The 14,213-nt window shown below is 70.3% G+C and carries 13 protein-coding genes and 1 riboswitch; of the genes, 8 read left to right on the forward strand and 5 right to left on the reverse strand.

What is annotated here, in order from left to right:
- Nucleotides 1-70: 70 nt before the first annotated feature.
- Nucleotides 71-2,764 (reverse strand): methionine synthase, encoded by a 2,694-nt coding sequence (metH, locus tag ACG04Q_RS21590; RefSeq protein ID WP_394513492.1) that lies wholly within the window; start codon nt 2,762-2,764, stop codon nt 71-73.
- Between the two features lie 18 nt (nt 2,765-2,782).
- Nucleotides 2,783-2,853, reverse strand: a riboswitch (S-adenosyl-L-homocysteine riboswitch).
- 85 nt (nt 2,854-2,938) lie between these two features.
- Between metH and ACG04Q_RS21595 the strand changes: the two genes are divergently transcribed.
- The gene (locus ACG04Q_RS21595) at nt 2,939-4,141 is read left to right on the forward strand and encodes an HD-GYP domain-containing protein (RefSeq protein WP_394513494.1); all 1,203 of its coding nucleotides are present in this window, start codon (nt 2,939-2,941) and stop codon (nt 4,139-4,141) included.
- Here the strand turns inward: ACG04Q_RS21595 and ACG04Q_RS21600 are convergent.
- On the reverse strand, nt 4,138-4,671 hold the full coding sequence (locus tag ACG04Q_RS21600; protein WP_394513496.1) for a DUF2262 domain-containing protein: 534 nt from the start codon (nt 4,669-4,671) through the stop codon (nt 4,138-4,140). The genes ACG04Q_RS21595 and ACG04Q_RS21600 overlap by 4 nt on opposite strands.
- 113 nt (nt 4,672-4,784) lie before the next feature.
- Between ACG04Q_RS21600 and ACG04Q_RS21605 the strand changes: the two genes are divergently transcribed.
- From ACG04Q_RS21605 to ACG04Q_RS21625, 5 genes are read left to right on the forward strand one after another with little or no spacing between them, the layout of a single operon-like run.
- Nucleotides 4,785-5,132, forward strand: coding sequence for a GntR family transcriptional regulator (locus ACG04Q_RS21605; protein WP_394513498.1), 348 nt, complete (start codon nt 4,785-4,787; stop codon nt 5,130-5,132).
- Nucleotides 5,129-6,013, forward strand: a complete 885-nt coding sequence (locus tag ACG04Q_RS21610; protein ID WP_394513500.1) for an ABC transporter ATP-binding protein — start codon at nt 5,129-5,131, stop codon at nt 6,011-6,013. Before ACG04Q_RS21605 ends, ACG04Q_RS21610 begins: the two co-directional genes overlap by 4 nt.
- Nucleotides 6,010-6,678, forward strand: coding sequence for an ABC transporter permease (locus ACG04Q_RS21615; protein ID WP_394513502.1), 669 nt, complete (start codon nt 6,010-6,012; stop codon nt 6,676-6,678). Before ACG04Q_RS21610 ends, ACG04Q_RS21615 begins: the two co-directional genes overlap by 4 nt.
- Nucleotides 6,679-6,690: 12 nt before the next feature.
- Nucleotides 6,691-8,790, forward strand: coding sequence for an ATP-binding cassette domain-containing protein (locus tag ACG04Q_RS21620; protein WP_394513504.1), 2,100 nt, complete (start codon nt 6,691-6,693; stop codon nt 8,788-8,790).
- Complete coding sequence (locus ACG04Q_RS21625) at nt 8,787-9,566, forward strand: ABC transporter permease (RefSeq protein ID WP_394513506.1); 780 nt, start codon at nt 8,787-8,789, stop codon at nt 9,564-9,566. Before ACG04Q_RS21620 ends, ACG04Q_RS21625 begins: the two co-directional genes overlap by 4 nt.
- 1 nt (nt 9,567) lies before the next feature.
- Here ACG04Q_RS21625 and ACG04Q_RS21630 read toward each other — a convergent pair whose 3' ends face one another.
- From ACG04Q_RS21630 to ACG04Q_RS21640, 3 genes are all read right to left on the reverse strand, one after another.
- Nucleotides 9,568-10,314, reverse strand: a complete 747-nt coding sequence (locus tag ACG04Q_RS21630; RefSeq protein ID WP_394513508.1) for a hypothetical protein — start codon at nt 10,312-10,314, stop codon at nt 9,568-9,570.
- A 149-nt stretch (nt 10,315-10,463) separates the two neighbouring features.
- Nucleotides 10,464-10,757 (reverse strand): antibiotic biosynthesis monooxygenase family protein, encoded by a 294-nt coding sequence (locus ACG04Q_RS21635; protein ID WP_394513510.1) that lies wholly within the window; start codon nt 10,755-10,757, stop codon nt 10,464-10,466.
- A 36-nt stretch (nt 10,758-10,793) separates the two neighbouring features.
- Nucleotides 10,794-11,432 carry a TetR/AcrR family transcriptional regulator gene (locus tag ACG04Q_RS21640; protein WP_394513512.1) on the reverse strand — a complete coding sequence of 213 codons (639 nt, stop codon included), beginning with the start codon at nt 11,430-11,432 and terminating at the stop codon, nt 10,794-10,796.
- Between the two features lie 106 nt (nt 11,433-11,538).
- On the opposite strand from ACG04Q_RS21640, the gene ACG04Q_RS21645 reads away from it, so the two are divergent.
- Both ACG04Q_RS21645 and preA read left to right on the forward strand, forming a co-directional pair.
- Nucleotides 11,539-12,912: an NAD(P)-dependent oxidoreductase gene (locus ACG04Q_RS21645; protein ID WP_394513514.1), complete on the forward strand. Its 1,374-nt coding sequence runs from the start codon at nt 11,539-11,541 to the stop codon at nt 12,910-12,912.
- Complete coding sequence (gene preA, locus ACG04Q_RS21650) at nt 12,905-14,212, forward strand: NAD-dependent dihydropyrimidine dehydrogenase subunit PreA (protein ID WP_394513516.1); 1,308 nt, start codon at nt 12,905-12,907, stop codon at nt 14,210-14,212. Before ACG04Q_RS21645 ends, preA begins: the two co-directional genes overlap by 8 nt.
- Nucleotide 14,213: the final 1 nt, after the last annotated feature.

Genomic DNA, 14,213 nt, shown 5'->3' on the forward strand with positions numbered 1-14,213 from the left:
AGATGAGCCGCCGCTTGTAGGACAAGCGGCTGACCGAATGCCGGCGTGGTATCCGGATGTTGCGTTCGTATCAGCCCAGCAGCGGCGCCAGCGCGCGGCGCGCATCGGTCTCGCTGAGGCCGCAGCGGGCGGCCCAGTCGGCCAGCTGGTCGTCGCCGATGCGACCGACGTTGAAATACGCCGCGTCGGGGTGGGCCAGGTAGAAACCGCTTACGCTGGCGGCCGGCGTCATGGCCATGCTGTCAGTCAGGCCCATGCCGATCTCGTCGGGGGCCAGCACCTTGAACAGGTCGGCCTTGGCGAGGTGGTCCGGGCAGGCCGGGTACCCCGGCGCGGGGCGGATGCCGCTGTACTTCTCGGCGATCAGCTCGTCGTTGCTCAGCGCCTCGTCCGCGGCATAGCCCCAGAACTCGCGGCGCACCCGCTCGTGCAGCCACTCGGCGGCCGCCTCGGCGAGTCGATCAGCCAGCGCCTTCAGCATGATGGCCGAGTAGTCATCGTGCGTGGCGAGGAACTCGGCCTCCTTCTTGTCCACGCCCAGGCCGGCCGTCACGGCGAACAGGCCGACGTGGTCGCCGCTCTCGGCGACGAAGTCGGACAGGCAGCGGTTCGGGCGCTTCTGGCCGTCCACGACGGGCCGCTCCGACTGCATGCGCAGGCCGTGCCACGTCATCGGCGGCTCGCTGTGGATGGCGATGTCGTCACCCGCGCGCGCGGCCGGGTACAGGCCGAACACGGCATGCGCCTGCAGCCAGCGACCGTCGATGATCTTCTTCAGCATGGCCTGCGCGTCGGCAAACACCTTGCGCGCCTCGGTGCCCACCACGGCGTCGTCCAGGATGGCGGGGTAAGGCCCAGCCAGGTCCCAGGTCTGGAAGAAGGGGCCCCAGTCGATGTACTTCGCCAGTTCGGCCAGGTCCAGGTTCTTCAGCACGCGGCGGCCGGTGAACTTCGGGGCGGGCGGCACGCGGCTCAGATCCAGCGGCGCAGCGTTGGCGCGGGCGGCAGCCAGCGTGACCAGGGGCGTCTGCTTCTTGCTGGCGTGCAGCGCGCGGGTCTTCTCGATGTCGGCCTTGAGCTCCGCGATGTAGGCGGCGGCGCGCTCGTCGCTGAGCAACTCGGAGCACACGCCCACGGCGCGCGAGGCGTCGGGCACGTAAACCACCGGGCCCTCGTAGTGCGGCGAGATCTTCACGGCCGTGTGCACGCGGCTGGTCGTCGCGCCGCCGATCAGCAGCGGCATGTGGCGCGACGCGAAGTAGTCGTCGCGCTGCATCTCGGCCGCCACGTGCTGCATCTCTTCCAGGCTGGGCGTGATCAGGCCGGACAGGCCGATGATGTCCGCGCCCTCGTCCTTGGCCTTCTTGAGGATCTCCTGGGCCGGCACCATGACGCCCATGTTGACGACCTCGTAGTTGTTGCACTGCAGGACCACCGTGACGATGTTCTTGCCGATGTCGTGCACGTCGCCCTTGACCGTGGCCATGACGATCTTGCCCTTGGGCTTCACGTCGCCGCCGGCGGCTTCCAGCTGGCGCTTCTCTTCCTCGATGTAGGGCACGAGGTGGGCCACGGCGCTCTTCATCACGCGGGCGCTCTTGACCACCTGCGGCAGGAACATCTTGCCCTGGCCGAACAGGTCGCCGACGACGTTCATGCCGGCCATCAGCGGGCCTTCGATGACGTGCAGCGGCCGGCCGCCGGTGGCCTTGATGGCTTGCCAGGCTTCTTCGGTGTCGTCGACGATGAAGTCGGTGATGCCGTGCACCAGCGCGTGGCTCAGGCGGGCGTTCACGTCACCCGCGCGCCAGGCCAGGCGGGCGGAGTCGTCCTTGCCGGCGCTCTTGGCGCGGTCGGCAATCTCGATGAGGCGCTCGCCGGCGTCGGGGCGGCGGTTCAGCACCACGTCTTCCACGCGCTCGCGCAGTTCGGCGTCCAGGTCGTCGTACACGCCCACCATGCCGGCGTTGACGATGCCCATGTCCATGCCCGCCTGGATGGCGTGGTACAGGAACACGGTGTGGATGGCCTCGCGCACCGGCTCGTTGCCGCGGAAGCTGAAGGACACGTTGCTCACGCCGCCCGACACCTTGGCGCCGGGCAGGTTCTGCTTGATCCAGCGCGTGGCCTCGATGAAGTCCACGGCGTAGTTGTCGTGCTCCTCGATGCCGGTGGCGATGGCAAAGATGTTGGGGTCGAAGATGATGTCCTCGGGGGGGAAGTCCACCTCGTCCACCAGCATGCGGTAGGCGCGCGCGCAGATCTCGGTCTTGCGGGCGAAGGTGTCGGCCTGGCCCTGCTCGTCGAACGCCATCACCACGGCCGCGGCGCCGTAGCGCTTGACCAGCCTGGCCTGGCGCTTGAACTCGGCCTCGCCTTCCTTGAGCGAGATGGAGTTGACGATGCCCTTGCCCTGGATGCACTTCAAGCCCGCCTCGATGACGCTCCACTTGGACGAGTCGATCATCACCGGCACGCGGGCGATCTCGGGCTCGCTGGCCATCAGGTTCAGGAAGCGCACCATGGCCGCCTGGCTGTCCAGCATGGCCTCGTCCATGTTGACGTCGATGACCTGCGCGCCGTTCTCGACCTGCTGGCGGGCCACGGCCAGCGCCTGCTCGAACTGGCCGGCCAGGATCATGCGGGCGAAGGCCTTGGAGCCGGTGACGTTGGTACGTTCGCCGATGTTGACGAACAGCGTGCCGGCGCCGATGGCGACGGGCTCCAGGCCGGAGAGCTTCAGGGGGGGCGGGGCGATGGTCATCGACGGACTCGTTCGGAGGTTCGATGAGCGCCGTTGGGGAGGAATCCGAGCCTGGCAGGTGAAAACCCGTCGCAGCGCTCCTCGGATGAAGCCGGGAATTCTACGCAGCCACCCCTTCGCCGTGGCTCAAGATCGGCTTGCGCCCGCCGAAGCCGCTTCAGAATTCCGCGCTTCATGGCCCTCGACCTCATTCCCCTCCCGGCGCGCACGCTGCGCGTGGGCATGACACTGCCCTACGACCTGTACGACGCCGGCGGCCAGCTGCTGTTCGCGCGCGGCCAGACGCTGCGCGACTCGCCACAGGTGCGTGGCCTCATCGACGGCGGCGCGTGGGTCAATTCGGCCGACACGATGGAATACCAGCGCGCCCGCGCCCACCGGCTGGACACACTGGTCATGCAGGGCGTGCCGCTGGCCGACATCGCCAAGGCCGACGCCAGCTTCCGGCTGGACACGCCGGCCCCCACCAAGGTCGAGCTGGGGCCGCGCGAGGCCTGGTCGGACCTGCTGCTGCACACGCACGCGCTGCTGCGCGAGGCTGCCCCGGCAGACCTGCCCGGCCGCGTGGCGCAGCTGCGCGACGCGGCGCTGAAGCGGCTGCATGCCCAGCCCGACGCGACGCTGATGCTGCTGGTGTTCGAGAGCAGCCAGGCGTACGAGGACTACAGCGCCCGCCACGCGCTGCTGACCCTGCTGCTGTGCGACCTGGTGGCCCAGCAGCTGCAGTTGCCGGCGCCGCTGCGCGAGGCGCTGCAGGGCGCCGCGCTGACGATGAACTATGGCGCCAGCGACGTGCACGACCGCATGGCCAACCAGACCGGCCCGGCCAGCCCGGCGCAGCGCCAATCCCTGCAAGCCCATGGCGACCGGGCGGCAGCCCGGCTGGCGCAGGCCGGCATCACCAACGAGGCCTGGCTGACCGCCGTGCGGCTGCACCACGACGCCGGCGCCGGCCCGCTGGCGCCGCGCGGCGACGGCGAGAAGCTGGCGCGGCTGCTGCGCCGCATCGACATCTTCGGCGCCCGGCTGTCGCCGCGCCGCAGCCGCCAGGCCATGAGCGGCGCCGCCGCCGCGCGGGCCGTGTTCCTGGACGAGCTGGGCCAGCCCGACGAGGCCGGCGCCGCCCTCATCAAGGCCGTGGGCCTGTACCCGCCCGGCAGCCTCGTTCGGCTGGCCAACGGCGAGGTGGGCATGGTCGTGAAACGGGGCTTCAGCGCCAACGAGCCGCTGGTGGCCGCGTTGATCGGCAAGAGCGGCAGCCCGCTGAGCAACCCGGTGCCACGCGACACGCGGCTGGCCTCGCAGGCCATTGCCGCCAGCCTGGCGCCGGCGGAGCTGAAGCTGCGCATCAACCTGGACGCGCTGCTGAAGCTCTAGCCGAGCATCTCGGCGTGCAGCTCGCCGGCCACGCCGTCGAACGACGTGACGCAGAAACCGTGGCCCCAGAACAGCTCACCGCAGTCGTACCAGAGCGCCACGACGTCGCAACCGCCGGCTTCGACCGTGGTCAGCGCGAACTGGACACAGAACGCCTCGGCTGACAGCGCGGGGTTCTCGAAACGGACCCGTCGGCCGTCGGCATCCACCGTCTGGCCCACGCGCCAGTCGTCGTTGTAGCTAACGAGAAACCCGTCGGCGATCCGGCGCAGGCTGCGCTCGTGCAGGGCCGGCAGGTGCGCGATGACCTGCTCCGCCAGCGCCAATGTGGTCTCCATCGCCTGGTCGTCGCGCCGGACGGTCAGCTTGAGCGAACGGGCGCCCAGCGCGGTGCTGCCATGCAGTTCGTCCGCCGTCCCGGCCAGTTCGCCCAGCACCGGGTGGCTGACGGCCAGCGGCTCCGCCGACCGCTGGGGCGCAAGCCAATGCAGCACCTGCTTCAACGCGAGACGAAGGCGGTTCCAGTTCATGAGGGCAGCGAGTATTGCAGCGCAACCGCTTGCATTCCCCCGACTGTGCATATATTCTGTGTATACACAATATGCACAGTAGCCTCTTCATCTCCCAGACGGACGCACGGCCGATGTATCTGCAGATCGTCGAGCAGATCCGCCAGCGCGTGGCCGCGGGGGACTGGCCGGCGGGGCAGGAGCTGCCGTCCATCCGCGCGCTGGCGGCGGACCTGCGCGTCAGCGTCATCACCGTCAAGCGCGCCTACCAGGACCTGGAATCGGAGGGCGTCATCGTGACCCGCCATGGCAAGGGCTCCTTCATCGCCGACGCGCAGGACGCCGCGCAGGCCGTGCACCGCGCCGAGCTGGACGCCCACCTCGCCGCCGCCGGCCGCATCGCCCGCACGCTGGGCATCGCGGAACCCGAACTGGTTGAACGCCTGCGCAACGCGCTGAACGACAAGGAGGCCGCCGAATGAAGGCCATCGAAATGAACCGCGTGCGCAAGGCGTTCCGCTTCTTCACGCTGGAGGACGTGTCGCTGGACCTGGCGCCCGGCCAGATCATGGGCCTCGTCGGCCCCAACGGCGCCGGCAAAAGCACGACGATTCGGCTGCTGATAGGGCTGCTCGCCGCCGACGCCGGCGAGATCCGCCTGCTGGGCCACGCCATGCCGCGCGAGCAGGCCGCCGCGAAGGCGCAGGTCGGCTTCGTCAGCGACGACATGCGGCTGATGCCGCACGCCACGCTGGCCTGGCACATGGACTTCGTCGCGTCCATCTACCCCGGCTGGGACGCCAGCTACGCCGCCACGCTGCTCAAGCGCTTCGGCCTGCACGCCGGGCAGACGGCGCGGCGACTGTCCAGCGGCGAGCAGGCCAAGGCGCTGCTGCTGCTGGCGCTGGCCCGCCGCCCGCGCCTGCTGGTGCTGGACGAGCCCACATCGGGCATGGACCCCGTCGCCCGCCACGAGCTGCTGGCCGAGTTCATGGACGTGCTGCGCGACGACGAGCGGTCCATCCTGTTCTCGTCGCACAACACGCTGGACGTGGAGCGCATCTCCGACCGGCTGACCTTCATCGACCGCGGCCGCGTCGTCGCGTCGGACGACAAGGAGGACTTCCTGGAGCGCTGGCGGCGCGTGCAGCTGCGCGTGGCCGGCGCCCTGCCCGACCTGCCCGAGATCGTCGGCTGCGAGCGCGACGGCGCGCTGGCCACGCTGACCGTCGACGGCTTCTCGGACGACTTCGTCGCCCGTCTGGGCCTGCCGCTGCAGGCTACGCAACGCATGAGCCTGGAGGAGATCTTCGTCGCCACCGTCATGCACAGCCGGCAAACCCAGGAGGCCCACGCGTCATGACGCCGCTCACGCGCCAGCTCATCGCCAAGGAGCTCCACACCTACCGCTGGCTGCTCGCAGGCGGCACCGCTGCGGGCCTGGCCGGCCTGCTGATGGCGGCCACCGGCGAGGTGGGTTTCAACATCGGCTTCATCGTCTGGCTGACGGCCGTCATCGCCTTGGGCGTCATGCTGGCGCTGTTCGGCGTGTCGTCGGAGCGCAAGGACAGGTCGCTGCTGTTCATGCTCAGCCTGCCGCTGTCGCCGGCCGACTACGTGCGCGCCAAACTGCTGGGGCTGCTGACGTGCTTCCTGCTGCCCTGGGGCGTGCTGAGCGCGGCGGCGCTGGGCCTCGTTGCAGCCCTGCCCGGCATCGCCGACGGCCTGCTGCCCTACGCCGTGCTGCTGTGCGCGTTCCTGCTGCTGAACTTCTCGGTGGTGCTGTGCGGCGCGCTGCACATCGCGTCGGAGGCCGCGATGGGCGGTCTCATCATCCTGACGAACATGTCGGTCTCGCTCTTCATGATGGGCGTGGGCCGCATACCGGGGCTGGGCGAACACATGCTCAAGCCCGAGCCGGTCTGGGGCGCGCCGTTCTGGTGGCTGCTGGCCGCCGAACTGGCCGCCACGCTGCTGGCGCTCACCCTGCCGCTGCTCTTCGCCGCGCGACGGCGAGACATCCTCTAGGAGGGATTCTTCATGACCACCCAACTCAACGGCGAGAGGCTGCACGCCCTCGACGCAGTGCGGAGCTTTGCCCTGTTGCTGGGCGTGGCCTTTCACGCGGCGCTGTCCTTCATCCCCGGCCTGCCGCCGGGCCTGTGGGCGATGAACGACCGCTCGCCCAGCCCGTTCCTCGCGGACGCGAGCTTCGTCGCGCACAGCTTCCGCATGACGCTGTTCTTCTTCATCGCCGGCTACTTCGCGCGGCAGCTGCACCAGCGGCTGGGCACGCGCGGCTTCTGGGCCAACCGCGGCCAGCGCATCGCGGTGCCGCTGGTGGTGGGCTGGGTGCTGCTGTTCCCGGCCATCGCGTTCGTCTGGCACCTGGGCCTGCAGAAGGTCTTCCACGGCGCGCCGCCGGCGATGCCCGAGATGCCCAAGCAACCGGGCGCGTTCCCGCTGACGCACCTGTGGTTCCTGTACCAGCTGCTGTGGCTGTACGCCGGCGCGCTGCTGCTGCGCGGCGCCGTGGTGCGGCTGGACCGGAGCCAGGGGTTGCGCGGCCTCGTCGACCGCTTAACGACCGGCGCCGTGCGCTGGCCGGCTGGTGCGTTGACGCTGGGCCTGCCACTGGCGGCCGTGCTGCTGGCGATGCCGGCGTGGTTCCCGCCGGGCGGCATTCCCACGCCCGACCAGTCGCTGCTGCCGCAGCTGCCTGCCACCGTCGGCTTCGGCACGGCGTTCGCATTCGGCTGGCTGGTGCAGCGTGCGCCGGGTGCGCTGGCCGCGCTGCGTGCCCGCTGGCTGCTGCACGGGCTGCTGGCCATGGCGTCGTCGGCCACCTGCCTGTACGTGCTGAAGACGCAGCCGCCGTTCGCCATGCCCGACACACCCAGGTTCGTGTTCGCGCTGGCCTTCGTCGCGTCCGCCTGGTGCTGGACGTTCGCCGTCACCGGCGCAGCGCTGCGTTTCCTGTCGGGCCACCACCCGGCCATCCGCTACGTCGCGGACGCGTCGTACTGGATCTACCTCGTGCACCTGCCGCTGGTGGCCGCGCTGCAGGTGTGGGTGGGCGACTGGCCGCTGCACTGGGGTCTGAAGTACCCATTCATCGTCGCCACCACGCTGGCGCCGCTGCTGCTCAGCTACCAGTGGCTGGTGCGCCCGACGCCGATTGGCCGGCTGCTCAATGGCCGCGCCTACCCGCGCCGCGGGACCGCCGCGCCGGCCGAAGCGCCGGCGCGCAACGACGACGACATCGTCGCCTCGCTGTGCGGCGTGTCCAGGCACTACGGCCCGCTGCAGGCGCTGAACAGCGTCGACCTGCAGCTCAAGCGCGGCGAGCTGCTGGCGCTGCTGGGCCCCAACGGCGCCGGCAAGTCCACCGCCATCGCACTGTGGCTGGGGCTGCAGGATGCCGACGCCGGCACCGTGACGCTGCTGGGCGGCTCGCCGCAGGAGATCGAAAGGCGCCAGGGGCTGGGCGTCATGATGCAGGACGTCGAGCTGCCGAAGGACCTCAAGGTCCACGAGCTGGTGGCCCTGTCCTGCAGCTACTACCCGCAGCCGCTGACCGTGCCGCAGACGCTGGAACGCGCCGGCATCGTCGCGCTGGCCGACCGGCGCTACGGCCAGCTCTCCGGCGGCCAAAAGCGCCAGGTGCAGTTCGCGCTGGCGATCTGCGGCCGGCCGCAGCTGCTGTTCCTGGACGAGCCCACCGTGGGCCTGGACCTGCAGGCGCGCGAGGCCATGTGGGCCCACATCCGCGCGCTGCTGCACGAGGGTTGTTCCATCCTGCTGACCACGCACTACCTCGAAGAAGCCGAGGCGCTGGCCACGCGCGTGGCCGTGCTGGCCAAGGGCCGCGTCATCGCGCAGGGCAGCGTGGGCGAGATGCGCGCGCTGGTGTCGCGCCGGCACATCCGCTGCGTGACGACGCTGCCTGGCGTCGAGGTACGGCGCTGGCCCGGCGTGCTGGACGTGAGCGGCGACCACGACCAGCTCGCCATCGTCGCCACCGACGCCGAATCGGTGGTGCGCCGGCTGCTCGCCGCCGACCCGCAGCTCTCGCGCCTGGAAGTGAAGCAGGCCGGGCTCAACGACGCGTTCCACGAACTGACACGGGAGGCCGCATGAACACGCTGACCCACGCCCACGCGGCGCCCGTGCGCCGTGCGTCGCCCTATGCCGTCGAGATGCGGCTGGAGCTCGTGCGCCTGCTGCGCACGCCGGCCTTCGCGCTGCCGATGTTTCTGTTGCCGGTGGCGCTGTACGCGCTGTTCGCGTTCGCCGTGGCCGGCGAGATGACGGCCCGCGACCCCGACGCCGCGCGCTTCATGTTCGCCGGCTTCTCGCAGCTGGCGGTGACGATGTCGGCCGTGTTCGCCACCTGCCCGTCGCTGGCACTGGAGCGCGAGCAAGGGCTGCTGACGCTCAAGCGCGCCCAGCCCGCGCCGCCCGGCGCCTGGCTGCTGGCCAAGATCGTGGCGGGCGTGGTGTGCGGCCTGCTGGCCTACCTGCCCCTGCTGCTGCTCACCGCCGCGGGCGGCCAGACCCAGCTGAGCCCCGCCCAGCTCGCCGCGATGAGCGCGGTGCTGGTGGCCGGCGCCATCCCGTTCTGCGCGCTGGGGCTGATGGTGGGGTCGCTGGCCAGCGGCTCGGCGGCACCGGCCTACGCCAACCTGCTGTACCTGCCGGGCATGTACCTGTCGGGCCTGTTCTTCCCGCTTCCAGCATCGCTGCACTTCCAGGCCCCGTTCTGGCCGCAGTTCCACCTGAACCAGCTCGTCTTCGCCGCCGGCGGCGTCGCCAAGTTCCGCTGGATCTCCGTGGAGATGGCGTTCGCGGTGCTGCTGGGTTTCACGGTGCTGTGCAGCGGCGTGACGCTGTGGCGACTCAGGCGCCGGGGCTGACTCAGCACGCCACCGCGGCCGCCGCGGCACCCACGGCCAGCAGCGCGGCGTTCACCAGCACCGTGCAGACACGCGCCCGGTTCCACACCACGTCGGCCAGCGCCGCGATGGCCACGGCCAGCCACGGCGCGTAGGCCCAGCCGACGTAGTCGCTGAGCAGCACCGTCTGCAGCCAGTTCTGCGAGAACAGGTAGCCGCAGGCCACCACGGCCGCCGCGCCCAGCAACACGAGGGTGGGGGCCAGCAGCTGCAGCGTGGCGCGCCGGCGCATGAAGGCGACGACGCCCAGCAGCGCGAACACCGCCGCGTTGCAGGCCGAGAAGATGCGCAGCTCGCGCAGCAGCGCGGCGGACACCTCGGCGTACTTGGCCTGCGCCAGCTGGCGCAGCTTCTCGGTGACGCTGCCCAGCCGGGCTATCCGATCCTCCAGCGCGCCGCGCGTGAACTCCCGCAGCTTGCGGCGGCAGGGGCAGTCAGGGTCCTGCATCTCGGCCACGGTCAGCGCCACCAGCGCACGGCGGGCGCGGTCCACCTCCTCGGCGTGCTCGCGCAGCTGCCGCTCGGCGGCCTTCGGCAGCGCCGGCTGCTGCAGGCTCTGCCAGCGCGCCTCCACCCGGCGCTGCACGTCGTGCTCGATGGCCTCGCGCGCCCAGCGCTCCACCTGCAGCGGCGCGAACCACGACAGCGCCAGCAGCCCGGCACACAGCGCAAAGCCAACGGCGGAGACGGTCAGGATCAGCGTTCGCATGGCTGCCGATGCTGCACGGCGCCCGCCGGCCTGCCAAAAGACAGGGCGTATAGGCCGTAAGGGGCGTATGGGGCGGACGTGGCGGCCCGCAGGTCGCCCGGTTCAGCCGACGGCCGAGGCGCTGCCCTGCGCGGGCTGGTGCCGAGGCGTCAGGCGACGGTCTGGAAGTGCTCCACCACCGGCGGGCCGGCGAAGAAGCTGCCGATGTGGCTGCGCCAGACGGCGAACAGCGGGCCGTTGCGGAAGCCCTCCGTGTGGTCCTCCAGCGTCTGCCATTCGATGAGCAGCACATAGCGCTCAGGCGACTCGACGCCGTGCTGAACGCTGATGCGGATGAAGCCCTTGGACTTCGACAACGCGTTGGCGATGCCGTCGCGCAGCGCGGCTTCGAAGGCGGCCTGCTGGCCGGGCTGGATGCAGAGGTCGGCGATTTCGAGAATCATGTCTGCGACTCTGCCACGCAACGCGCGCCCGGCGCTTCAGTCGGCCACTTTCAGACTGCGCCAGATCAGGTCGGTGATGAGCCGGCGGGCGCGCTCGAAGTCGTCGTCGTCGAGCTGCGGCTTGCCCATGTAGAGCGAGAACTGCGGGCCCAGGTCGGCATAGGCCTGCGTGGACGACCAGATCAGGAACATCAGGTGCGTGAAGTCCAGCCGGCGGATCAGGCCCTGGTCGGCCCAGTGCTCGAAGCGCTCCACGTCGGCGTGCAGCAGCGGCATCACCTGCGCCTTCAGCACGTCCTGGTAGCGCGGCGCGCCGGCCATGATCTCGCGGGTGAACACCGCATTGCCGCTGGGCCGCTCGCGGCTGAAGCGCAGCTTCACGTCCACGTAGGTGTGGATGGCGGCCTCGGGTTCGTCGGCGTCGGCGATGGCCGACATGTTGGCCATCCACTCGCCCATGACGCTGTCCAGCACGGCGCGGTAGAGCTCTTCCTTGCTGGGCCAGTGGTACAGCAGGTTCTGGCGCGACAGCTCCAGCGCGGCGGCAATGCTGTCGAGGCTGACGCCTTCAAATCCGAATCGGGCAAATTGGCGTTCGGCTTCGGTGAGGATGGCCTCCTGCTTGCGCAGGGTGGCGGCACGCGGCGTGCGCGTCGCGGGAACAGTCACGGTCATGCACCGGATTCTGACGTTACGCACCAAGCGCTTGCTGCGGGTTTTTACGCCTGCGTCAATTTTTACGGGGTAGTAATGTTTGGCGGTTTTCCCCTCGGAGATTCCCGTGGACCCTGCCGATCTGAAGCCCGGCCGCCTGGCCGCTGACGACTACGCGCGCAACTTCGCCGATGCGCATCCGCCGCTGAACCGCACGCAGGCCTTGATCGAGGCCGAGCGCTGCTACTACTGCTACGCCGCGCCCTGCCAGACGGCCTGCCCCACGGGTATCGACATCCCGGCGTTCATCCAGCGCGTGGCGCAGGACAACGTGCGCGGCGCGGCCGAAGCCATCCTGATGGCCAACCCGCTGGGCGGTATGTGTGCCCGCGTCTGCCCGACCGAGGTGCTGTGCGAGCAGGCCTGCGTGCGCAACACCAACGAGAGCAAGCCGGTGGAGATCGGGCTGCTGCAGCGCTTCGCGGTTGAGGGTCACTTCGCCACTCCCGGAGCCCGGCCGCTGTTCGAGCGCGGCCAGCCGACCGGCAAACGGGTCGCCGTCGTCGGTGCCGGCCCGGCCGGTCTGGCTGCCGCGCACGGCCTGGCGTGGCGCGGACACGACGTCGTGCTGTTCGACGCCGCACCAAAGCTGGGCGGCCTCAACGAATACGGCCTCGCCACCTACAAGGTCGCCGGCGGCTTCGCACAGCGCGAGATTGACTGGCTGCTGTCCATCGGTGGCATCACGCCGCGGCTGAACTGTCGATTGGGCCGCGACATCACGCTGGACGGCCTGCTGGCCGAGTACGACGCGGTGTTCCTGGGCCTGGGCCTGCAGGGCGTCAACGCGCTGGGCATCGCCGAGCCCGAACTGCCGGGCCTTCGTGATGCGGTGGACTTCATCGCCGAGCTGCGCCAGAGCGACCCGGCCCAGGTGCCGGTGGGCCGCAAGGTGGTCGTCATCGGCGGCGGCATGACGGCCGTGGACGCGGCCGTGCAGAGCAAGCTGCTGGGCGCCGAGCAGGTGACGATGGTGTACCGCCGCGGGCCGGACGGCCTGTCGGCCTCCACGCACGAGCAGCACTGGGCGCAGACGAACGGCGTGACGATCCGCTGCTGGGCCCGGCCGCTGGCCGTGGAGGCCGAAGGCGGCATGGTGCGCGGCATGCGCTTCGCGGCGACGCGGCTGGAAGGCGGCAAGCTCGTCGACACCGGCGAGCAGTTCGTCATCGAGGCCGACCTGGTGCTGCGCGCCATCGGCCAGACCTTCGACGCCCAGCCCATCGGCGCCGCCATCGAGCTGCAGGGCGGCCGCATCCGGACCGACGCCGACGGCCGCACCAGCCTGGCCCGCGTGTGGGCCGGCGGCGACTGCCGCGCGGGCGGCCGCGACCTGACCGTGGAGGCCGTGGAGCACGGCAAGCGCGCCGCCGCCAGCATCGACCACGCGCTGCAGCACGCCAGCGCCCGCCATCTCGACAAGGAGGCCGCCCATGGCTGACCTGAGCACCGACTTCCTCGGCATCAAGAGCCCCAACCCGTTCTGGCTCGCATCCGCGCCGCCGACCGACAAGGAGATCAACGTGCGCCGCGCCTTCGAGGCGGGCTGGGGCGGCGTCGTCTGGAAGACGCTGGGCGAGGACCCGCCGGTCGTCAACGTCAACGGCCCGCGCTACGCGACGCTGTGGAGCCAGGACCGCCGCGTGATCGGCTTCAACAACATCGAGCTCATCTCCGACCGGCCGCTGCAGACCAACCTCGACGAGATCGCCCGCGTGAAGCGCGACTTCCCGGACCGGGCCATGGTGGTGAGCCTGATGGTGCCGGTCAACGAGCTGGCCTGGCGCAACATCCTCGCGCGCGTGGCCGACACCGGCGCCGACGGCGTGGAGCTGAACTTCGGCTGCCCGCACGGCATGAGCGAGCGCGGCATGGGCTCGGCCGTGGGCCAGGTGCCGGAGTACATCCAGCAGATCACCGAGTGGTGCAAGACGCACACGAAGATGCCCGTCATCGTGAAGCTCACACCCAACATCACCGACGTGCGCATCCCCGCGCGCGCGGCCAAGGCGGGCGGCGCCGATGCGGTGAGCCTCATCAACACGATCAACTCGGTCATGGGCGTGGACCTGGACCGCATGACGATGAGCCCCGTCACCGACGGCTGGGGCTCGCACGGCGGCTACTGCGGCCCGGCCGTCAAGCCCATCGCGCTGAACATGGTGGCCGAGATCGCGCGCGATCCCGCCACGGCCGGCCTGCCGCTGAGCGGCATCGGCGGCGTCAGCACCTGGCGCGACGCGGCCGAGTTCATCGCGATGGGCTGCGGCACCGTGCAGGTCTGCACCGCGGCCATGGTCTACGGCTTCAAGATCGTGCAGGACATGTGCTCGGGCCTGTCCAACTTCATGGACGAGAAGGGCTACCGCACGCTGGACGACTTCCGCGGCCGCGCCGTGCCCACCGTGAAGAACTGGAACCAGCTCAACCTGAACCACGTCGAGAAAGCCGTCATAGCCCAGGACAGCTGCATCCAGTGCGGCCGCTGCCATGTCGTCTGCGAGGACACCTCGCACCAGGCCATCTGGGCCACCAAGGACGGCCAACGCCACTTCGAGGTCAACGAGGCCGAGTGCGTCGGTTGCAATCTCTGCGTGTCGATCTGCCCGGTCCCTGGCACCATCACTATGCGCAAGTTGCAAGTCGGCGAGACCGATGCCCGCACCGGTCGCGTCATCGACGGCAGCTCCCTGAACTGGACCGAGCACCCCAACAACCCCATGCGGGTCGGGTGCGCCTGAA

The sequence above is a fragment of the Pelomonas lactea genome (assembly GCF_043555885.1).
GTDB lineage: Bacteria > Pseudomonadota > Gammaproteobacteria > Burkholderiales > Burkholderiaceae_C > Pelomonas > Pelomonas lactea.